Annotated in this window: 24 protein-coding genes and 5 tRNA genes; 19 read left to right on the forward strand and 10 right to left on the reverse strand. The window is 32.9% G+C overall.

Annotated features, from left to right (window positions below; all coding sequences use genetic code 11):
• Positions 1-12 precede the first annotated feature (12 nt).
• From NZ841_02285 to NZ841_02295, 3 genes are read left to right on the forward strand one after another with little or no spacing between them, the layout of a single operon-like run.
• Positions 13-786, forward strand: coding sequence for a basic amino acid ABC transporter substrate-binding protein (locus NZ841_02285; GenBank protein MCS7201595.1), 774 nt, complete (start codon positions 13-15; stop codon positions 784-786).
• A 12-nt stretch (positions 787-798) separates the two neighbouring features.
• The gene (locus NZ841_02290) at positions 799-1,455 is read left to right on the forward strand and encodes an amino acid ABC transporter permease (GenBank protein ID MCS7201596.1); all 657 of its coding nucleotides are present in this window, start codon (positions 799-801) and stop codon (positions 1,453-1,455) included.
• On the forward strand, positions 1,448-2,170 hold the full coding sequence (locus NZ841_02295; protein MCS7201597.1) for an amino acid ABC transporter ATP-binding protein: 723 nt from the start codon (positions 1,448-1,450) through the stop codon (positions 2,168-2,170). Before NZ841_02290 ends, NZ841_02295 begins: the two co-directional genes overlap by 8 nt.
• Here the strand turns inward: NZ841_02295 and serS are convergent.
• From serS to NZ841_02310, 3 genes are read right to left on the reverse strand one after another with little or no spacing between them, the layout of a single operon-like run.
• On the reverse strand, positions 2,153-3,454 hold the full coding sequence (gene serS / locus NZ841_02300; protein ID MCS7201598.1) for a serine--tRNA ligase: 1,302 nt from the start codon (positions 3,452-3,454) through the stop codon (positions 2,153-2,155). The two genes, NZ841_02295 and serS, sit on opposite strands and share 18 nt — an antisense overlap.
• Positions 3,455-3,456: 2 nt before the next feature.
• Positions 3,457-4,131 (reverse strand): metal-dependent hydrolase, encoded by a 675-nt coding sequence (locus NZ841_02305; GenBank protein ID MCS7201599.1) that lies wholly within the window; start codon positions 4,129-4,131, stop codon positions 3,457-3,459.
• On the reverse strand, positions 4,121-5,800 hold the full coding sequence (locus tag NZ841_02310) for a 30S ribosomal protein S1 (GenBank protein MCS7201600.1): 1,680 nt from the start codon (positions 5,798-5,800) through the stop codon (positions 4,121-4,123). Before NZ841_02310 ends, NZ841_02305 begins: the two co-directional genes overlap by 11 nt.
• An 87-nt stretch (positions 5,801-5,887) precedes the next feature.
• On the opposite strand from NZ841_02310, the gene NZ841_02315 reads away from it, so the two are divergent.
• From NZ841_02315 to rplL, 13 genes are all read left to right on the forward strand, one after another.
• A tRNA-Thr gene (locus NZ841_02315) sits at positions 5,888-5,963 on the forward strand.
• 1 nt (position 5,964) lies between these two features.
• A tRNA-Tyr gene (locus tag NZ841_02320) sits at positions 5,965-6,050 on the forward strand.
• Positions 6,051-6,056: 6 nt separating this feature from the next.
• Positions 6,057-6,133: transfer RNA gene (locus NZ841_02325), tRNA-Met, on the forward strand.
• A gap of 9 nt (positions 6,134-6,142) precedes the next feature.
• Positions 6,143-6,218 (forward strand) — tRNA-Thr (locus NZ841_02330).
• 64 nt (positions 6,219-6,282) lie between these two features.
• Positions 6,283-7,500, forward strand: coding sequence for an elongation factor Tu (gene tuf / locus NZ841_02335; GenBank protein ID MCS7201601.1), 1,218 nt, complete (start codon positions 6,283-6,285; stop codon positions 7,498-7,500).
• A gap of 19 nt (positions 7,501-7,519) precedes the next feature.
• Complete coding sequence (gene rpmG, locus NZ841_02340) at positions 7,520-7,669, forward strand: 50S ribosomal protein L33 (GenBank protein MCS7201602.1); 150 nt, start codon at positions 7,520-7,522, stop codon at positions 7,667-7,669.
• Positions 7,668-7,744 (forward strand) — tRNA-Trp (locus tag NZ841_02345). The genes rpmG and NZ841_02345 overlap by 2 nt, the downstream gene beginning before the upstream one ends.
• Positions 7,745-7,771: 27 nt before the next feature.
• Complete coding sequence (secE, locus tag NZ841_02350; protein MCS7201603.1) at positions 7,772-7,993, forward strand: preprotein translocase subunit SecE; 222 nt, start codon at positions 7,772-7,774, stop codon at positions 7,991-7,993.
• Positions 7,994-8,006: 13 nt separating this feature from the next.
• Positions 8,007-8,537: a transcription termination/antitermination protein NusG gene (gene nusG, locus NZ841_02355; protein ID MCS7201604.1), complete on the forward strand. Its 531-nt coding sequence runs from the start codon at positions 8,007-8,009 to the stop codon at positions 8,535-8,537.
• Between the two features lie 13 nt (positions 8,538-8,550).
• Positions 8,551-8,976, forward strand: coding sequence for a 50S ribosomal protein L11 (gene rplK / locus NZ841_02360; GenBank protein ID MCS7201605.1), 426 nt, complete (start codon positions 8,551-8,553; stop codon positions 8,974-8,976).
• A 14-nt stretch (positions 8,977-8,990) separates the two neighbouring features.
• A complete protein-coding gene (rplA, locus tag NZ841_02365) occupies positions 8,991-9,719 on the forward strand; it encodes a 50S ribosomal protein L1 (GenBank protein MCS7201606.1) in 729 nt (242 codons plus the stop codon).
• A 153-nt stretch (positions 9,720-9,872) separates the two neighbouring features.
• Complete coding sequence (gene rplJ / locus NZ841_02370) at positions 9,873-10,406, forward strand: 50S ribosomal protein L10 (GenBank protein MCS7201607.1); 534 nt, start codon at positions 9,873-9,875, stop codon at positions 10,404-10,406.
• Between the two features lie 15 nt (positions 10,407-10,421).
• A complete protein-coding gene (gene rplL, locus NZ841_02375; protein ID MCS7201608.1) occupies positions 10,422-10,793 on the forward strand; it encodes a 50S ribosomal protein L7/L12 in 372 nt (123 codons plus the stop codon).
• A 16-nt stretch (positions 10,794-10,809) separates the two neighbouring features.
• Here rplL and NZ841_02380 read toward each other — a convergent pair whose 3' ends face one another.
• From NZ841_02380 to ilvE, 7 genes are read right to left on the reverse strand one after another with little or no spacing between them, the layout of a single operon-like run.
• Positions 10,810-12,030: an aspartate kinase gene (locus NZ841_02380; GenBank protein MCS7201609.1), complete on the reverse strand. Its 1,221-nt coding sequence runs from the start codon at positions 12,028-12,030 to the stop codon at positions 10,810-10,812.
• A 2-nt stretch (positions 12,031-12,032) separates the two neighbouring features.
• Positions 12,033-13,037 carry an aspartate-semialdehyde dehydrogenase gene (locus tag NZ841_02385; GenBank protein ID MCS7201610.1) on the reverse strand — a complete coding sequence of 335 codons (1,005 nt, stop codon included), beginning with the start codon at positions 13,035-13,037 and terminating at the stop codon, positions 12,033-12,035.
• Positions 13,034-13,954 carry a homoserine kinase gene (thrB, locus tag NZ841_02390; GenBank protein MCS7201611.1) on the reverse strand — a complete coding sequence of 307 codons (921 nt, stop codon included), beginning with the start codon at positions 13,952-13,954 and terminating at the stop codon, positions 13,034-13,036. The genes NZ841_02385 and thrB overlap by 4 nt, the downstream gene beginning before the upstream one ends.
• Complete coding sequence (gene thrC, locus NZ841_02395; GenBank protein ID MCS7201612.1) at positions 13,951-14,997, reverse strand: threonine synthase; 1,047 nt, start codon at positions 14,995-14,997, stop codon at positions 13,951-13,953. The genes thrB and thrC overlap by 4 nt, the downstream gene beginning before the upstream one ends.
• Before the next feature lies 1 nt (position 14,998).
• Positions 14,999-16,273, reverse strand: a complete 1,275-nt coding sequence (locus tag NZ841_02400; protein MCS7201613.1) for a homoserine dehydrogenase — start codon at positions 16,271-16,273, stop codon at positions 14,999-15,001.
• The gene (gene lysA / locus NZ841_02405) at positions 16,270-17,556 is read right to left on the reverse strand and encodes a diaminopimelate decarboxylase (GenBank protein ID MCS7201614.1); all 1,287 of its coding nucleotides are present in this window, start codon (positions 17,554-17,556) and stop codon (positions 16,270-16,272) included. The genes NZ841_02400 and lysA overlap by 4 nt, the downstream gene beginning before the upstream one ends.
• Entirely contained in the window at positions 17,543-18,433 is an 891-nt protein-coding gene (gene ilvE, locus NZ841_02410) for a branched-chain-amino-acid transaminase (protein MCS7201615.1), read from the reverse strand. Before ilvE ends, lysA begins: the two co-directional genes overlap by 14 nt.
• A 163-nt stretch (positions 18,434-18,596) precedes the next feature.
• Here ilvE and rpsF point away from each other — a divergent pair, with 163 nt between their 5' ends.
• Genes rpsF through rpsR form a run of 3 tightly spaced genes read left to right on the forward strand, consistent with a single transcriptional unit; the run spans position 18,597 to position 19,570 of the window.
• A complete protein-coding gene (rpsF, locus tag NZ841_02415; protein ID MCS7201616.1) occupies positions 18,597-18,890 on the forward strand; it encodes a 30S ribosomal protein S6 in 294 nt (97 codons plus the stop codon).
• Between the two features lie 4 nt (positions 18,891-18,894).
• Complete coding sequence (ssb, locus tag NZ841_02420) at positions 18,895-19,323, forward strand: single-stranded DNA-binding protein (GenBank protein MCS7201617.1); 429 nt, start codon at positions 18,895-18,897, stop codon at positions 19,321-19,323.
• Positions 19,316-19,570: a 30S ribosomal protein S18 gene (gene rpsR, locus NZ841_02425; GenBank protein MCS7201618.1), complete on the forward strand. Its 255-nt coding sequence runs from the start codon at positions 19,316-19,318 to the stop codon at positions 19,568-19,570. Before ssb ends, rpsR begins: the two co-directional genes overlap by 8 nt.
• Positions 19,571-19,578 lie beyond the last annotated feature (8 nt).

Here is a 19,578-nt window from a genome sequence, read left to right on the forward strand (position 1 = left end):
GCTAGAGAAAAAATGAAAAAAATTTTATCATTATTATTAATTTTTGTTATCATTTTGAGTTTACCTGCTCTTTCTGCTAGTGCTGTGGAAAGAATTAAAAAAGCAGGAGTTCTAAAAGTGGGAAGTGATGTTGCTTATGCACCCTTTGAATTTATGGAAGGCGACAAGCCTGTAGGGTTTGATATTGATATTGCACAAGAGATAGCAAATGCTTTAGGAGTAAAATTAGAGGTAATAAATACTTCTTTTGACGGTATTATTGCTGCTTTAAAGGCAAAGAAATTTGATATTATTATCTCTGCTATGACAATTACTGAGGAGAGAAAAAAAGAAATTAGTTTTTCTAAACCTTATTTTGATTCAGGCCAAATTATTGCAATAAGAGCTGATGATAACTCAATAAAGTCTGAAAAGGATTTAAAAGGAAAAATTGTAGGGGTTCAGTTGGGAACTACTGGAGAAATTACTGCGAGAAAATTAAAGGATAAGGTAGGTATTAAAGAAATTAGAAGCTACGAAACAATTCCTGAGGCTTTTATGGATTTAGAACTAGGAAGAATAGATGCAGTAATAAATGATATGCCTGTTTCTCTCTATTATGCTAAGAACCATCCCAAAATTAAGTGTATTGGAAAGCCCTTTACTATAGAAAGATATGGGATTGCAGTAAGAAAAGAAGATACTGATTTATTGATAAAGATAAATAAAATTCTTGATCAATTGAAAAAAAGTGGAAAATACGATGAAATCTATAAAAAGTGGTTTGGAACTTTGCCTCTTAAATAAAGGAGTGATAAGTTGGATTTTAATTTTGAGTTATTTATCGAAAGCATTCCATACTTATTAAAAGGCGCAGCTATGACACTGCGCCTTACTTTAATTTCTGTTAGTATAGGTATTATTCTAGGTTTAATCATAAGCCTTGGAAGAATCTCGAAAAATCCATTATTTAGATATCCTGCAAGTATATATGTAGAAGTCATAAGAGGAACTCCTCTTCTTATGCAATTGTTGATTATATATTATGCTTTACCTTCTATTGGGTTGAATCTTCCTGCTATAACTGCAGCTATCACTGGACTTTCTCTAAATTCAGCTGCTTATGTAGGTGAGATATTTAGAGGAGGAATTCAATCAATTGAAAAAGGACAAATGGAGGCAGCTCGTTCTCTTGGAATGACATATTTTCAAGCAATGAGGTATGTAATTCTTCCTCAAGCCTTTAGAAGAATTTTACCTCCATTAACTAATGAGTTCGCATCAATGCTCAAAGAGAGTTCCTTAGCTTCAACTTTGGCAGTCACAGAACTTTTAAGATCTGGTAGAGAATTAGTTGCTTGGAAGGCAAATGTCTTTAGTCCTTTTATAGGGGTTACTCTTTTTTACTTAATTATGACTATTCCTTTAACGAGATTATCAAGTTATTTAGAAAAGAGGCTAAAGAAGGGTGATTAAGGTTATTGATTTACATAAAAAATTTAAAAATTTACATGTTTTAAAAGGCATTAATTTGGAGGTTAATAAGGGAGAAGTATTAGTCTTAATCGGTCCTAGTGGTGGAGGAAAAAGTACTTTGTTAAGATGTATAAATCGTTTAGAGGAACCTACTAGCGGAGAAATATATATTAATGGGGTTTTAATAACAGATCCTAAGGTTGACATTAACAAAATAAGACAAAAAGTAGGTATGGTTTTTCAATTGTTTAACTTATTTCCTCATCTTTCGGTTTTAGATAATATTACTTTAGCACCAATAAAAGTAAAAAAGATGAATCCAAAATTAGCAGAGGAAAAAGCATATGAATTATTAAAAAGAGTCGGATTATCTGATAAAGCTAAAAGTTTTCCCTCTCAACTTTCTGGAGGACAGCAACAAAGAGTTGCAATTGCGAGAGCTTTAGCAATGGAACCTGAAGTTATGTTATTTGATGAGCCTACCTCATCTATTGATCCTGAGATGACAAAAGAAGTTTTAGACGTTATTAAACAGTTAGCTTTTGAAGGAATGACCATGATAGTAGCGACTCACGAAATGGGTTTTGCAAGAGAAGTTGCAGATTGGGTCATTTTCTTAGATCAGGGACAAATAGTAGAACAAGGACCTCCTTCCCAAATTTTCTTCTCTCCTCGTGAAGAAAGAACAATATCTTTTTTAAGTAAGATTCTTTAAAATCTTTCTCTTAGGTCTTATTTCTTTAATTCCAAGGGTATAAGGATGAAGAGCCTCGGGGATTAAAATGGAGCCATCCTCTTGTTGATAATTCTCCAATAATGCAATTAACGCTCTTGAAATTGCTATTGCAGTACCATTTAGCATATGAACATATTCTACCTCACCCGTTAGTCTTCTAAATCTAATATTTAGTCTTCTCGCCTGATAATCAGTACAATTAGAACAACTAGTAACTTCTCCATATTCTCCTCTTCCTGGCATCCATGCCTCAATATCAAATTTTCTTGCTGCTGGAGCCCCTAGATCTCCAGAGCATATATCTAATATTCTGTAAGGAATATCTAATTTTTGAAAAATTCTCTCTTCAAGGCTTAAAATATATTCATGCATACTCTTTGAATCTTCGGGTTTACAAATGATAAAAATTTCTGCTTTACTAAATTGATGAACTCTATATAAACCTCTGCTATATCTTCCATACGCTCCTGCTTCAGTTCTAAAACAATGAGAAAATCCTAAATATTTTAGAGGTAATTCAATTTCATCTATGATTTCATCTTTATGATAACCACCCAAGGTAATTTCAGCTGTCGCTATTAATCCTAAATTTGTTTCTTCGATCCTATATATTTGGGCCTCAGGTCCTCTAGGCTGAAATCCTATTCCGTCTAGAATTTCATTTCTAGCTAAATCAGGTGTAATAAAGAGTTTAAATCCTTCTGGTAAAAGCTGATCTATCACGAATTGAAAAAGTGCAAATTCTAATATAACTGCTTCATTTTTTAAATAATAAAAGTTACTTCCTGTAACTTTACTTCCTCTTTCAAAATCTATAAGATCGTTTATTAAAGCTAATTCTAAATGGTCTTTAGGAGGAAAAGAGAAAGTTTTAGGACTACTCCATCTTTTTAGCTCAATATTATCTTTTTCATCTTTACCCCGTGGAGTTTCAGGAAGAAGAAAGTTAGGAAGCTGCCATAAGTATTTATGCATTTCTTTGTCTAGATTTTCGAATTCTTTTTCAAGCTTTTCTATCTCTTCTTTCAATTCTTTTGCTTTCCTTATTAATTCATTTCTTTCTTCGTCTGTTTTTTTACCTATTTCTTGAGAAATTCTATTTCTTTCTTTTTTTAACTCATCTAATACTTTTTGTTTTTCTCTCCTTTTTCTATCTAGTTCTAGAATTAAATCTACATTGTATTTTTCTAAACTTAAATTTCTTAATAGTATATTTTCTTTCATTTCCTGAGCTCTTTCCCTTAACGTTTTAATGTCTATCATATTTAACCTCCTATAGTAAAAAATCTTAGTAATAAGAGAATGTTTACTATGTTAAAAAAGTAAAGCAAAATTGTTTCAGTAAAACTATTAGTTCTAAAAAGATTAAAACTTATTTTTAAATTAAAAGGGAAAAAAGGTCTTATTCCTGAAAAAGTAAAAGCATCACCTAGTAAATGACTGAGATAACCTATATTTATACCCCAAAAAATACCGTTATATGCTGAAAAAACAAAGGAAGGAAAATGTTCAAAATTTTTTTGAGGAATAACTAAAAGAATATTAAGTATTATTAAACTCCAAATACTATGAATGAAACCTCTATGGATAAAATATCTTTTAAAAAAATTTTTCAGAAATACTTTTAGAAAATTGAATCCGATAAAAACGGAAAATAGAAAATAAAAAAGATTACTTCTATTTATAGATGAAAAAATTTTTATTCCTAATAATAAAATTATAAAGAGACTTAAGAAATCAATGAGAGTATTTTGGGAAAGTAATCTCTTAGAAAATTGCGAATGAGGTGAATCTATATCAGGGATTAATGTTCCCCATACAACTCCCAATACAAATCCTATACTCCAACAAATTTGGTTTTGAAAAATATTCTTTATAAAATTAGGATAAAAAATTTGAGCTATCACAAAACTAAAACTTTGATGAGTTTTAGAAGTCAATTATATCCTCCTCTCTTTTTCTAAGCTTTATATTTATAATCTCTCCAAGAGTTATTTTAGGAGGAAGATTTTTTATTAGATAATTTTCTAATTCTTTTTCTTCTCTTTCTTTCAATAAAGCTTTTCTTGATAGAATTATTCTCCTTGAGATCATGTCTATAGAGATTATCTTAACTTCTATTTTTTGATTTATATTTAACTCAATATCATCTTCCTTTGTGCCTTTTTGAGAATTGGGAAGGAAACCTTCAATTCCAGGTTCTAACTCTAAAATTGCACCTTGATTATTTAGGCTAATTACTCTTCCAATAACATTCATTCCTTCGTAGTATTTTTTCTTTATTTCTTCCCATGGATCTTTTAGCAATGCCTTTCTACTTAAAAGAAGTCTTTTGTTTTCTTTATCAATTTCTACCACCTGGACTTCTAATGTGTCTCCGATTTTAAACATCTCCTCAATATTCTCAATTCTTTCCCAACTTAATAATCTTTTTGGTATTAATCCTTCTAATCCAGGTTTTATTTCTAAGAAAATTCCAAAATCAGTTATATTTATAATTTTTCCTTTAACTTTTTCTCCTTCTTTAAGAATTCTATCTACAACTTCCCAGGGATTTGGTTCTACTTGTTTTACACTTAGAAGTATTCGTCTGTCTTCAGGTTTTACATCTAATATTTTAACTTTTACTTTATCACCAACGCTAAAATTATCCTTTAAATTTCCAACCCTTCCCCACGAGATTTCTCCTGGAGGAACAAAACCTACTAGATTATTTATTTTAACTACAAGTCCTGAAGTTATCTTTATAATTTCTCCTTCCTGAATTGTTCCTTTTGGGTATTTTTCTAAAAAGACTTCCCAAGGATTTGGCTGAGCTAATTTAATACTGAGTTGAACTTCTTTCTTTTCTTCATTAATGTTTAAAATTTTTGCTTTTACAATATCTCCCCTTTGAAAATTTCTATATAAATTTTTAATAGGGAACCAAGATAATTCTTCATAAGGAATAACTCCTAAAATTCCAAAACCTAAATCTACTTTTAAACCATCATCATTGACTTCTTTTATTCTTCCTCTTATAATATCTGATTTTTTAATTTTCTCCCAAAGTTTCTGTCTTTTTTCTTCTAATTTTTCTTCTAAAACACTTCTGACAGAGAGGATAATCTGCTTTCTTTCAGGATTAAGTTTAATTATCCTTGCATTTACCTTCCTATTTATATAAGTATTAGGATTTCTTGGGCGATAAATATCAATAAGATTATGGGGAATAAATCCATATATTTCCTCTCCTACTTCTACAATAAATCCCTTTCCATTGAAATCTTTAATTCTTCCTTCTACAGTCTCATCATTCTCAAAAGCCCATATCAAGTTTTCCCATCCTTGCTTTTCTATAGCTTTTCTCTGGGATGTATGAATTACACCTTCTTTATGGTTAATATATTGTATCAGCAAAGGAACAGAATCTTTAATTTGACCCTTTTCTAGTTTCTTACGGAAGCTTAAAGTTGTTTCTGAAAGATCTAAATATGCATTGTATTTACCCCCAATATCTAACCAGATTCCTTGTTTTTCAATCATCAATATGTTTCCATAGACAATATTTCCTATCTCTAGATTTTCAAGAGAGATCTCTTCTAAGTTAATATCCATTATTTCTTCCATAATTTTCTTGACCTCCCAAATTTTTTTATTTATTATAACATAGGACTTGACTTTAATCTTATCTAAAGATATACTTTTTTTGTTAAAGCCGAGGTAGCTCAGCTGGCAGAGCAGCTGATTTGTAATCAGCGGGTCGTGGGTTCGAATCCCTCCCTCGGCTCCATGGGGAGGTACCCAAGTGGATAAAGGGGGCAGACTGTAAATCTGCTGGCGGAGGCCTTCGGGGGTTCGAATCCCTCCCTCCCCACCATTAGATCGCGGGGTGGAGCAGCCAGGTAGCTCACCGGGCTCATAACCCGGAGGTCGAGGGTTCAAATCCCTCCCCCGCAACCATTAAAAAAAGCCCACGTAGCTCAGTTGGTAGAGCGTACCCTTGGTAAGGGTAAGGTCACCGGTTCGATACCGGTCGTGGGCTCCACTTTAGAGTTTTAAATATTTTAATTATTATATAAAAAATTAAACATTTAGGAGGAAAAGAGGGTATGGCGAAGGAGAAATTTGTAAGGACAAAGCCACATGTGAATATAGGGACCATAGGACACGTAGATCATGGTAAGACTACGTTAACGTCCGCCATAACGAAGGTATTAGCGGCGGAGGGTTTAGCGAAGCCTTTAAGGTATGAAGACATAGACAAAGCGCCAGAGGAGAGGGCGAGAGGGCTCACTATAAACTTATATCATGCGGAGTATGAGAGTAAGAATAGGCATTATGCTCATATAGATGCGCCTGGTCATGCGGACTACATAAAGAATATGATAACAGGTGCTGCGCAGATGGATGGAGCTATACTTGTAGTATCAGCTGCTGATGGGCCCATGCCACAGACGAGGGAGCACATATTATTAGCGAGGCAAGTAAACGTGCCATACATGGTAGTATTTTTAAACAAGATAGACATGGTAGATGATCCTGAGATAATAGACTTAGTAGAGATGGAAGTTAGGGACTTATTAACGAAGTATGGATATCCAGGGGACGAGATACCCGTGATAAGGGGTTCAGCGTTGAGGGCGGTAGAGGTAATGGACAAGAATCCGAATACGAAGAGAGGGGAGAACGAGTGGGTAGATGCGATATGGAATCTAATAGATGCTGTAGACAGTTATATACCATTACCGGAGAGAGATATAGACAAGCCATTTTTGATGCCTGTAGAGGACATATTCAGTATAACAGGTAGGGGGACAGTAGTAACAGGGAAAGTAGAGAGGGGTAAGGTTAAGGTAGGTGATGAAGTAGAGATAGTAGGACTAACTGATGAAATAAGGAAGACAGTAGTGACAGGGGTAGAGATGTTTAGGAAGCAATTAGACGAAGGGATAGCAGGGGACAACATAGGGATACTATTAAGGGGAGTAGACAAAGACGAAGTAGAGAGGGGGCAAGTGATAGCTGCTCCTGGGAGTATAAAGCCTCATACACACTTCAAGGCGCAGGTATATGTATTAAAGAAGGAAGAAGGAGGAAGACACACACCCTTTTTCAGTGGATACAAGCCACAATTTTACTTTAGGACTACTGACGTAACAGGGGAGATAAGGTTGCCCGAGGGGGTACAGATGGTGATGCCAGGGGACAATTTAGAGATGGAGATAAAATTAATAAAGCCTATAGCTCTAGAAGAGGGGTTAAGATTTGCCATAAGAGAAGGTGGCAAGACTGTTGGAGCCGGAGTCGTAACTAAAATTATTGAGTAGATGAAAGAAGGGAAATATAATGAGAGTACATGTAATACTGGCGTGTACCGAATGTAAAAATAGAAATTATATAACAGAAAAAAATAAAAAGAACGATCCTGATAGACTAGAATTAAAAAAATATTGTCCCAAATGTAAAAAACATACAGCCCATAGAGAAATAAGGTAGGCCCGTAGCTCTAATAGGAAGAGCACCGGACTCCAAATCCGGGGGTTGCAGGTTCGAGGCCTGCCGGGCCTGCCAAAATTATTTATAAAAGAGGTTTTTGGAATGGTAGTAAAAAATAAATTTACAATAAGAGAAAAGATTAAAAATTTTTGGCTTGAGGAGAAAATGGAGCTAAAAAAAGTTCTCTGGCCAGATAGAGAGAAAGTTTTAAAACTTTCTCTGGCTTTAGGAGTAATGCTTTTTTTTCTTATTACCTTGATTGCACTTTATGATTTTATTTTTAATTTTATAACATCCTTAATATTAAGAAGTTCTGGAGGATAGAAGGGAAGCTCATATGGCTGAAGGAAAATGGTACGTAATACATACTTTAGCAGGACACGAACATAAAGTTAAAGCCATTATTGAAAGGCAAGTTAAGCTTTTACATTTAGAAGATAAAATATTCGAAATTGTTGTTCCTGAGGAAAAGGTTATGAGGGTTAAAGGAGGACGTAAAAGTATTCAAACAAAAAAAGTATTTCCAGGATATCTTTTTATTAGAATGGTAGAAGATGAAGAAGCTAAAAGACTTATTAGAACTACTTCTGGAGTAACAGGTTTTGTTGGAGCTCAAGGTAAGCCAAGTCCTCTTAACCCAGACGAGGAATATTGGATAAAGAAATTTATTGAGCAAAAAGAGATAAAACCCGAATTAAAAGTCAAAAAAGGTGATAGAGTGTACATAAAGAGTGGGCCTTTTATGGGATACGAAGGACAAGTTGATGAGGTCTTTCCAGAAAAAGGTACTGTGAGGGTTTTGCTATCAATTTTTGGAAGAGAGACTCCTACTGAAATTGATCATACTCAAGTTGAAAAGACAAGTTGAGGAGGGAAATAAAGTGCCAAAGAAAATAGTTGGTAAGGTAAAATTAAATTTAACTGCAGGAAAAGCAACACCTGCGCCACCAGTAGGTCCTGCATTGGGACAGTACGGTGTAAATATTATGGAGTTTTGCAAGGCTTATAATGCAGCCACAGCAGGCCAAGAGGGAATAATTCCTGTTGAAATTACAATTTATGAAGACAGAAGTTTTACCTTTATTACAAAAACTCCACCTGCTTCTGAACTGCTAAAAAGAGCTGCAGGAGTTGAAAAGGGTTCAGGAGAACCAAATAGAAATAAGGTTGGTCGAATTAAAAGAAGTAAGCTTAAAGAGATAGCTGAGATAAAAATGAAAGACTTAAATGCTAAAGATATTTTTGCAGCTATGAAAATAATTGAGGGAACAGCACGGAGTATGGGAATTGAAATTGTTGAGGATTAAGGAGGCTTAAGAAAATGGCAAAACATGGAAAAAGATATTTACAACTCTTGACTTTAATTGAACCAAATAAATTTTATAGTTTAAATGAAGCGGTAATTTTGGTAAAAAAATTAGCTACTGCTAAATTTGATGAGACTATAAATCTTTCTGTAAAATTAGGAGTAGATCCAAGGCATGCAGATCAACAGGTAAGGGGAACAGTTGTTTTACCTTATGGGACGGGAAAGGAGAAAAGAGTTTTAGTTTTTGCAGAAGGAGAAAAAGCTCAAGAGGCAAGAGAAGCAGGAGCAGATTATGTTGGTGGAGAGGATTTGGTAAAGAAAATTGAAGGAGGATGGCTAGATTTTGATGTTGCTATAGCCACTCCTGATATTATGGGAACCTTGAAAATACCATCAAGATTAGGTAAGATCTTAGGTCCAAGGGGATTAATGCCAAATCCAAAGGCAGGAACTGTTACCCAAGACATATTTAAAACTGTAAAAGAATATAAAAGTGGAAAAGTAGAATTCAGAACTGATAGATACGGAATAATCCATTTACCTATTGGAAAAGCTTCTTTTTCAGAAGAAGCACTATTGAAAAATCTTATCACAGCTCTTTACGCAATTTTAAAATTAAGACCTGCTACTGTGAAAGGTCAATATTTTAGAAGTGTTTATATTTCTCCATCAATGGGACCCAGTGTTCCCATTGAAGTAAAGAACTTAGCAGAAATTTTACGAAGGGAGGAAGTTGCTTAAGAAGTTTATTTTATAAAAAATTAAAAGGCCCAAGACCGTAGGTTTTTAAATTCCTACGTAGGCCTTACTGGTTTTAAAAAATATGTAGAATAACAAAGGAAAGCCAGAAGGCTTTCCTTTGTTTTAGATAACAATAAATAAGGAGGTGAAAAATTGCCAAAAGAAGAAAAAAAGCAAAAAGTAGAAGAAATTTATCAAAAACTACTACAGGCAAATAGTGTTATATTTACCGACTTCAAAGGGTTAACAGTAGCAGATCTCTCTCAACTAAGAACAAAATTAAGAGAGGTAGGAGCAGAGTATAGAGTAGTAAAAAATACCTTAGCTTTAAGAGCCTTTCAAAAGTATCTTCCTAATAAAAATGTTGAAGAATACTTGAGAGGGCCTACTGCATTTACTTATTGTTATGGGGATCCCTTTGGAGTTCTAAAGATTCTTGTAGATTTTTCAAAGGATCACGAGAATTTGAAATTAAAGGGTGGTATTGTTGAGGGTGAGTTATATAATCAAAAGGAAATAAAAGAATTAGCCAATTTACCACCAAAAGATGTATTGTTGTCAAAACTTATAGGTAGTATAAATAATCCATTAACAAGATTAGTTTTTGGATTAAAATGGCCAATCAATCAATTGGTTTGGACTTTAGAAGCTATTAAAAAAGAAAAAGAGAAAAATCTAGAACAATAAAGAGGAGGATTTAAAATGAATAAAGAGGAGATTATTCAAGCAATAAAAGAGATGAAGGTTTTAGAATTAGTAGAATTAGTAAAAGCCTTAGAAGAAGAATTTGGAGTTAGTGCAGCAGTACCTGTTGCTACAGCTGCAGTTTCTGCTGGACCAGCAGCTGCACCAGTAGAAGAAAAGACAACTTTTGATGTTATATTAAAAGATGCAGGTGCTAATAAGATTAAGGTATTAAAAGTAGTTCGTGAAATTACAGGTTTAGGATTAAAAGAGGCTAAGGATTTAGTTGATTCAACACCTAAACCTGTGAAAGAGGGAGTAAGTAAAGAGGAAGCAGAAGATATCAAGAAAAAATTAGAAGCAGAGGGTGCAGTTGTAGAAATTAAATAAAAAAGGGGAAGAGGGCTTACTCTTCCCCTAATTTAAATCCATCATGTAAAGCTTGAACAGCCTTTTCTACTAAATTTCTCCTGATTATACAAGTGATCTTTATCTCTGAGGTTGTAATCATTTCAATATTTATGCCGTTTTCTGCTAATATTCCAAACATTTTTGCCGCGATTCCTGGAGTTGCCTGCATACCCCAGCCTACTATGGATACTTTTCCTACTTGATCATCGTAGATGACATCCTGCGCATTTATCTGAGGTATAATTTCTTTTACAATTTTTATAGCATTTGACAACTCCTTTTCAGGAACAGTGAAAGATAGATCAGTAATTCCATCTTTGCTTACGTTTTGTACAATATCATCTACATTAATTGCTGCTTCTCCTAAAGGTGCAAAAATTTTATAGGCAATACCTGGTTTATCAGGCACTCCAAGAATGGTTATTTTAGCTATATTCTTATTATGAGCAATTCCCGTTATTTTTTTCTTTGACTCCACTCTTTCAACCTCCCCAATAAAGGTCCCAGAATTTTCATTAAAGCTTGACCTTACCACAATTGGTACCTTATAATTAGCTGCTAAATCCATAGCTCTTAATTGCATAACTTGGGCTCCTTGACTTGCAAGCTCTAACATTTCTTCATAGGAAATATAATTTAGTTTTCTAGCGTTTGCTACAATTCTTGGATCTGCGGTAAATATTCCGTCAACATCAGTATAGATTTCACAGAGATCTGCTTTCAAGGCATAAGCTAATGCTACAGCAGTTGCGTCAGAACCTCCTCTTCCAAGGGTAGTTATATTATTGTTATCTAAATCATAACCCTGAAACCCTGCTACAACTACAACTTTTCCTAAGCTTAATTCCTTTAAAATTCTTTCAGGTTTTATAGATGTGATTTGTGCCTTTGTATGAATAGAGTTAGTATATATTCCTGCCTGTCTTCCAGAGAGAGAAATTGCTGGAACTCCGATTTCTTGTAGAGCCATTGTTAAGAGTGCAGATGAAATTCTTTCTCCTGCAGATAATAAAACATCCATTTCTCTAGGATTAGGATTTTTAGTTATCTCTTCTGCCATAGATATTAACTCATCAGTAGTATCACCCATGGCAGATACTACTACAACAACCTTATATCCCTCTTCGTAATATTTCTTTATTCTTTTTGCAACATTCTTAATTCTCTCTATACTACCAACAGAAGATCCTCCAAATTTCTGAACAATTAACCTCAATTTTAACCTCCCTTAATAATTTCTTCTAATATTTGAACAGCATTAAGAGCTGCACCCTTTCTTATATTATCAGATACTACCCAAAGATTTAAAGTGTTTTCTTCAAAAAGATCTTTTCTTATTCTTCCCACAAAAACTTCATCTTTTCCATCACAAAGAAGGGGATAAGGATATATTTTGTCCTTTGGAGAGTCTAAAACTTTTACCCCAGGTGCATTATTCAAAATATTATAAACTTCTTGAAGAGTGAATTCTCGAGAAAATGTAGCAGTTATTGACTCAGAATGTCCTCTAATAACTGGAATTCTCACGCAAGTTACTGAAATTTTTAGATTAGGAAGATGAAGAATTTTTCTGCTTTCTCTAACCATTTTCATCTCTTCTCGAGTATAATTATTATCCTCAAAATTATCTATTTGAGGAATAATATTGAAAGCTATCTGATATGGGAAAACTTTTGGCTCTATTTTATCACCATTTAAGAATTCTCTTGTTTGATTTAAAAGTTCTAAAACAGCGTCTTTACCTTTACCTGATACTGACTGATATGTAGAAACAACAATTTTTTCTAAGTTAAATTTTTTATGAAGAGGAAAAAGAGCAACAACCATTTGTATTGTAGAACAATTAGGATTTGCAATTATATTCTTATGTTCTTTCAAATCCTCAGGATTTACCTCAGGAACAACAAGGGGTACATCAGGATGCATTCTAAAAGCATTGCTATTATCTATAATTATCGTTCCTCTCTTAGCTACCTCTGGAGAAATTTCTAGACTTATTTCTTCTCCAATAGAAAATAAAGCAAAATCAGCTTTTGCAATTTTTTCAGGTCTTGCCTCTTCTACTTTTATCTTTTCTTCTCCAAACTCTACAAAGGTTCCTTCAGAACGAGAAGAAGCAAAAGCATATAATTCTTTTATAGGAACTCTTCTTTCATAAAGAATTTTTAACATTTCCTGACCTACCAAACCTGTAGCTCCAACAACAGCTATTTTATAGCTCATGCTTCTCCCTCCATAGAAATTTTCTCAAGTATAATTCCTTTATCACAAATGTCAAGAATCAAAATTTTTCCATCAATTCTTTCTCGATTAAGCTCTTCCTCGAAAAATTTCTTCATAGATTCTGCTTTATCTCTAAATACTAAAATTAAAAGAGATGGTCCTGCACCACTTAAAACAACTCCTAGAGTTTCTTCTTTAATTGCTTTATTCAAAAAGAATTTTGATTCAGGAATTAAAGGAAATCTATAGGGTTGATGGAGATAATCTTTGAGTCCCAATTTTATTAGTTTCTCATCTTTATATACAAATCCAGCAAGAAGAAAAGCTAGACTTTGAAGATTTTTAACTATATCCTCTCTTGAATATAATTTAGGCAGAATACTTCTTGATTTATCTGTTGATAATGAATAAGAGGGTATAAAAATAAGTCCACAAAGATCTTCAGGATATGGAAAACTTGATATATTAAGCATACCATTTTCTATGTTACAAATTGTCAGTCCTCCATTATAGGCTCCTGCTAAATTATCAAAATGTCCTTCTAAGGAAAAAGCTAGTTTAAATTTTTCTTCTTTTGAAAGACTTTTTCCAGAGATAATTTCTGCAGAATAAATTCCTCCCCATATGACTGCAGCGCTACTTCCTAAACCTTTTCCTATTGGTATTTGGGAATTTAGTTGAATTAAATAATTATTAGGTTCAAAACCTAATATTTTGAAAGTTTTTGAAAGAGTTTTTAAGAAAAGATTATTATTTTTATCCAATTTCTCTATATCTTCACCAAGATAAATTATTCTTTTTTCAAAATACTCTGTATCAACATAAATTTCTAAAAAAAGATTCCATGCTATAGCTAAGGTGTCAAATCCTGGTCCTAAATTTGCAGAAGTTGCTGGAATTTTTATTTTCACTTTCATGAGTTTAATATTCTAAGCAACTCTTCAATTTTAGGATCTATTTCGTAGGATATTTTGGCATTTTTTAATGCAGAATCAGGATCTTTAAGCCCATTTCCTGTTAATATACAAACTATATTTCCGTATAAAGTTAATTTCTTTTCTCTTAATATCTTTTTCACACCTGCCCAGGAAGCTGCAGAAGCAGGTTCAACAAATATTCCTTCTTTGCTTGCTAATTCCTTTTGAGCTAGAAGTATTTCTTTATCAGAAACCATATCTATAATACCTTGAGATTCTCTTATAGCATTCAAAGCCTTTTCTCCACTTGCAGGATTTCCAATTCTTATCGCAGTAGCAATAGTTTGGGGATTTTCTATAGGACGTCCTAAAACTAAAGGTGCGGATCCTTCTGCCTGAAAACCAAGAAGTTTTGGTAATTTTTTTATTTTTCCTAAGGAATAATATTCTTTAAATCCTTTCCAATAAGAAGTAATATTTCCAGCATTTCCTACAGGAATTGCTAAAAATTCAGGAGAATCTTCTAAAACATCACATATTTCAAAAGCTGCAGTCTTTTGTCCTTCTATTCTAAAGGGATTTATGGAATTTACTATCTCTATAGGATAAAATTGAGATATTTCTTTTACCAAATTTAGAGCAGAGTCAAAATTTCCGTTTACACTTATCACTTCTGCACCATACATTATTGCTTGAGCTAATTTTCCTAAAGCAATGGCGTTTTTAGGTAAAAGAACATAGGATTTTATTCTTGATATACTTGCATAGGCTGCAGCTGAGGCTGCTGTATTTCCCGTTGAAGCACATATTATAGCTTTAGCGTTGTTCTCTAAAGCTTTTGCTACAGCAACAACCATACCTCTGTCTTTAAATGATCCCGTTGGATTCATACCTTCATATTTTAAAAAGAGATTGATTTTATATTCTTTACTTAAATTTTCAGCATATATTAGGGGAGTATCACCCTCACAAAGAGTTATAATTGGAGTTTTTTCATTTATAGGTAAATAATCTCTATATTTTAAAATTACACCCTTTCTCATTTTAAACCTCAATTCTTATTAAAGAATTCCATTCTTCTAAAATTGGTAATTTCTGAATTTCAGAGATTGCTTTTTGAATATCTTTTTCATAGGTAACATGAGTTAAAATGACAATTTCTGCTTTTTCATTTTCTATATTTGTTTCCTTTTGAATAACAGAAGCAATACTTATATTATTTTCTCCTAAAACTTTAGCTATTTGAGCTAAAACACCAGGTTTATCTTGAACCCAAAATCTTAAGTAGTATCTTGTCTTAATTTCTCCCCAAGGTTTCAAGTTTGATGGATATAAATATGCAAAGTTGTAATATCTTGGATGTGAATGAATTATACTGTAGCTTAGTTCTAAAATATCTGATAACAAGGCCATAGCAGTAGGCTTTGGTCCAGCGCCAGGTCCATATAATATTATATTTCCTCTTCTTTCTTCTTTAAATAAAACTGCGTTATTTACTCCTCTGACCGCTGATAACATATGATTTTGTGGAATCATAGTAGGATGAACTCTTATTTCTAAAGTTCCATTATCCTCTCTTGCTAATGCTAAAAGTTTTATGGAATAGCCGAGAGATTTAGCATATTCTATATCTCTTAAGGTGATCTTTTCTATTCCTTCTCTAAATATATCCATTGGTTTTATAGTAGTATGAAAAGCTAAAGAGCTTAAAATAGCAATTTTGTATACACTATCTAAACCCGAAATATCTTTATAAGGATCTGGCTCAGCATATCCTTTTTCTTGTGCTTCTTTAAGAACTACAGAAAAATCTGATTTGTTTTCCTCCATTTTAGTTAATATATAATTTGTAGTTCCATTTAGAATAGACCAAATTTCTTTTATTTTATCTACAACTAAACCCTCTTTTATTGCCTTTATTACTGGAATACCTCCCCCTACGCTTGCTTCAAAACCTAAATCTACTCCTTTTTTTCTTGCAAGCTTGAATAATTCATCTCCGTATAATGCAATTATTTCTTTGTTTGCAGTGACCACATATTTTCCATTTTCTATGGCTCTTTTAATAAAAGTATACGCAGGTTCTTCTCCCCCCATAACTTCAATAACTAATTTTATTTCAGGATTATCAATTATTTCTTCTACCTTAGTTGTTAAATAAAAATTAGGAATTATTCTCGGTCTTGAAAGATTTCTTACTAAGACCCTTACAATATCTAAAGGTTCTCCTAATAGATTTAAAATATTTTCATTTTCTTTTTGTATTACTTCCCAGAGAGCTTGACCTACTTGTCCACCGCCTAAGATTCCAATTTTCATTTTTGTCCTCTAATTAAGTCTTCTAGTTTTTCTCTTTCTACAACCACATAATCCTTTCCATTTTCTACCATTATTACTGCAGGTCTCAAAACAGCGTTATACCAATTAAACATTGAAAAATTATATGCTCCTGTGGAAAAAATTACTACAAGATCTCCAAGATTAGGCCAGATAGCTTCAAGCTCCTGGATAAGAATATCTCCTGATTCACAATGTTTTCCTACAAGCCTAAATAACTTCTTTTCTTCATTGTTACTTATTAACAATGCTGTGTATTTTGCCCCATATAGAGAAGGTCGAATATTGTCAGACATTCCTCCGTCTACCGCAATATAATTTCTTGTGTTGGCTATAGACTTCCTACTCTCAACTCTGTATAGAGTCACTCCTGCTCTTCCTACTAAAGATCTTCCTGGCTCACATATAAGAGTAAAGAAGTGAGGAAATTTTTCTTTAAAGTTTTCAGATACATATTTAGCAAGATCTTCAATAGAGGGTGGCAAATCTTGAGGGGTATATGCTATTCCTAATCCACCCCCAATACTTATTTCTTCTAAAAGAATTCCCAATTTTTTAAGCTCTAATCCAAACTCAATTAAGACATCAGATAATTTTACATAAACATTTAAATCAAAGATTTGAGAACCAATATGGGAATGAATACCTCTAAGTTTTATAAAAGGATCATTTTTAAGAGAAATAATTAATGATAAAGCGTCTTCTATTGGTAAACCAAATTTGGTATCCCTCTGTCCTGTTCTAATAGATTTGTGAGTGTCCGCCTCAATATTTGGAATAATTCTTACTAATATATTTATCTCTTTATTTTTTTTATTTGTTATAAATTTTATCTTTTCAATTTCATCAAAATTATCAACGATAATAGCATATATATCCTCATCAATTGCATATTCTAATTCTTTGAAACTTTTAGCATTCCCATGGAAATATATCTTCTTTGGATTTACTCCTGCTTTCCTTGTAATAAAGAGTTCTCCACCTGTTGATACTAAAAAACCTAATCCTTCTTTATCAAAAATTCTTATTACTTCTAATACAGGTAATGCTTTTACAGCAAATAGAACCTTAAAAGGAATATGGGAATATTTTTTCCAGGAATTTATATAATTTTGAGCCTGATTTGTTAATGTTTCTTTATCTAAAACGTATAGAGGGGTACCATATTTCTCCGCTAAATAGGAAATTGATACCCCCCCGATTTCCCAAATTCCATTTTTCTTTTTCATAGTTATTGGTAGTAAGAAGTCATTATTCATTAGCATAAACAGGACTCCCTACATCTTCTTGCTTTACATAATCATAAAACACTTTTCTTAATTCTTTTGTTATTTTGCCAGGTTTTCCATCTCCTATAATTCTTTCATCAATTTTTACGACAGGAACAATTTCCACTGCAGTTCCTGTTAAAAATACTTCATCTGCATTGTAAAGATCATATCGAGTTAGTAACTCTTCTTTTACTGGAATTTCCAAATACTTTGTTGCTAATTCTATAACTACTGCTCTGGTTATTCCAGCTAATGCTCCTATGTTTACTGGAGGAGTTTTAATTATACCCTTTTTAACAATGAAAACATTATCCACTGTTGCTTCTGTTACAAAACCTTGATGATTTAGCATTATACCTTCTGATGCACCTGCAATTCTTGCTTCTATTCTTGCTAGAATATTATGCAAGTAATTTAAGGATTTTATTCTTGGATCTAAAACATCAGTTGGAGATCTTCTTGTGGCTACAGTTACTGCTATTAAACCTTTTTCATAGACTTCTTGAGGAAAAACTCTTATTTTATCAGCAATAATTATTACTGTTGGGTTATCAACTTCCCATGGATCAATTCCAAGCCCCAAGGACCCTCGAGTAACTATAAGTCTTATATAGCTATCTCTAAGATTATTTACTCTTACCGTTTCAATAACTGCTTTTTTCATTTCGTCAAAGGTAAGGGGAATTTTTAACCATATAGCTTGAGCAGAAGCATATAATCTCTCAAGATGTTCATCTAATTTAAAAATTCTTCCATCATAACACCTAATTCCCTCAAAAACACCATCTCCATAGAGTAGTCCCCTGTCGTATACAGAAATTTTCGCTTCTTCAGTAGGAAGAAATTTTCCGTTTATGTATACTAACCCCATTTTACTCACTCCCTTTTTTGAGGTAAAATTATATAACTGTTGAAATAAAATTTCAATAAATTTTTTTGGAAAAATTAGCAGGAAAATGATATAATTTTTTAATGTATAAAAAACCTGCTCCAAGCTTGACTTGGGGCCAAAATTGTCCAAAGGGAGGTAAAGAATGCGAAGTTATGAATTGATGTGTTTAATTCGTCCAGAGTTAACAGAAGATGAGATACAAGGTTTATCTCAGGAGATACAAAACGAGATGCAGAGTTTAGGAGGAGAAGTAAAGAATGTAAATCTATGGGGGAAAAAGAGTTTAGCTTACCCCATAAAAAAGAAGAAGGAGGGCTACTACGTAGTTTATAATTTTCTTTTTCCTACGACTCAACTAAAAGAATTAGAAAGAAGATTAAAATTAAAAGAGAATATTTTAAGATATTTGTTAATTCTTAAAGATAAGGGAGATTAGAATAATGTTAAATAAAGTTCTTCTTATAGGTCATTTAACAAGAGATCCAGAAATGAGATACACTCCAAGTGGTATTCCTGTTACTACATTTAGAATAGCTGTAAATAGACCAAAAAATAGTAAAGGAGAACAAAATGCTGATTTTATTGATATTGTAACTTGGAGAAAGCTTGCAGAGGTTTGTGGAGATTATTTAAAAAAGGGAAGACTCGTAGCAATTGAGGGAAGTTTAAGAACCCGTTCTTATCAAACTATTGATGGGCAGAGAAGAAGAGTAGTAGAAGTTGTCGCTACGAGTGTTCACTTCCTTGGAAGGAAAGAAGAAGCTCCAGAAGTAATAACTGAGGAAATTCCTGAATCTCTTGAGGAAATCAGTGAGGAGGAAATTCTAGAGGAAATTCTCGAAGAAGGTGAGGAGGAAAGAGATGAGTAATTCTAAAAATGTCAAAACTCAAGAATTTAGAAGACCAGTGCTTAAAAAGAAGTATTGTGTATTTTGTAGTGAAAAAATAGAAGAAATTGACTATAAGAATATTGAAAGATTAAGGAAATTTATGACAGAAAAGGGTAAAATATATCCAAGAAGAGTAAGTGGAAACTGTGCTAAACATCAAAGACAATTAAGTCGTGCTATAAAAAGGGCAAGATATATGGGATTATTGCCATATATAGTAAAATAAACCTTTGG

It is taken from the genome of Dictyoglomus sp. (assembly GCA_025060475.1).
GTDB lineage: Bacteria > Dictyoglomota > Dictyoglomia > Dictyoglomales > Dictyoglomaceae > NZ13-RE01.

Bases quoted from the DNA above. Each gene is read 5' to 3' on its own strand.
- NZ841_02285 (MCS7201595.1), top strand. From the start codon at position 13: ATGAAAAAAATTTTATCATTATTATTAATTTTTGTTATCATTTTGAGT.
- serS (MCS7201598.1), bottom strand. From the start codon at position 3,454: ATGATAGACATTAAAACGTTAAGGGAAAGAGCTCAGGAAATGAAAGAA.
- NZ841_02310 (MCS7201600.1), bottom strand. From the start codon at position 5,800: ATGGAAGAAATAATGGATATTAACTTAGAAGAGATCTCTCTTGAAAAT.
- tuf (MCS7201601.1), top strand. From the start codon at position 6,283: ATGGCGAAGGAGAAATTTGTAAGGACAAAGCCACATGTGAATATAGGG.
- rpmG (MCS7201602.1), top strand. From the start codon at position 7,520: ATGAGAGTACATGTAATACTGGCGTGTACCGAATGTAAAAATAGAAAT.
- secE (MCS7201603.1), top strand. From the start codon at position 7,772: ATGGTAGTAAAAAATAAATTTACAATAAGAGAAAAGATTAAAAATTTT.
- nusG (MCS7201604.1), top strand. From the start codon at position 8,007: ATGGCTGAAGGAAAATGGTACGTAATACATACTTTAGCAGGACACGAA.
- rplA (MCS7201606.1), top strand. From the start codon at position 8,991: ATGGCAAAACATGGAAAAAGATATTTACAACTCTTGACTTTAATTGAA.
- rplL (MCS7201608.1), top strand. From the start codon at position 10,422: ATGAATAAAGAGGAGATTATTCAAGCAATAAAAGAGATGAAGGTTTTA.
- NZ841_02385 (MCS7201610.1), bottom strand. From the start codon at position 13,037: ATGAGCTATAAAATAGCTGTTGTTGGAGCTACAGGTTTGGTAGGTCAG.
- thrB (MCS7201611.1), bottom strand. From the start codon at position 13,954: ATGAAAGTGAAAATAAAAATTCCAGCAACTTCTGCAAATTTAGGACCA.
- thrC (MCS7201612.1), bottom strand. From the start codon at position 14,997: ATGAGAAAGGGTGTAATTTTAAAATATAGAGATTATTTACCTATAAAT.
- NZ841_02400 (MCS7201613.1), bottom strand. From the start codon at position 16,273: ATGAAAATTGGAATCTTAGGCGGTGGACAAGTAGGTCAAGCTCTCTGG.
- lysA (MCS7201614.1), bottom strand. From the start codon at position 17,556: ATGCTAATGAATAATGACTTCTTACTACCAATAACTATGAAAAAGAAA.
- ilvE (MCS7201615.1), bottom strand. From the start codon at position 18,433: ATGGGGTTAGTATACATAAACGGAAAATTTCTTCCTACTGAAGAAGCG.
- rpsF (MCS7201616.1), top strand. From the start codon at position 18,597: ATGCGAAGTTATGAATTGATGTGTTTAATTCGTCCAGAGTTAACAGAA.
- ssb (MCS7201617.1), top strand. From the start codon at position 18,895: ATGTTAAATAAAGTTCTTCTTATAGGTCATTTAACAAGAGATCCAGAA.
- rpsR (MCS7201618.1), top strand. From the start codon at position 19,316: ATGAGTAATTCTAAAAATGTCAAAACTCAAGAATTTAGAAGACCAGTG.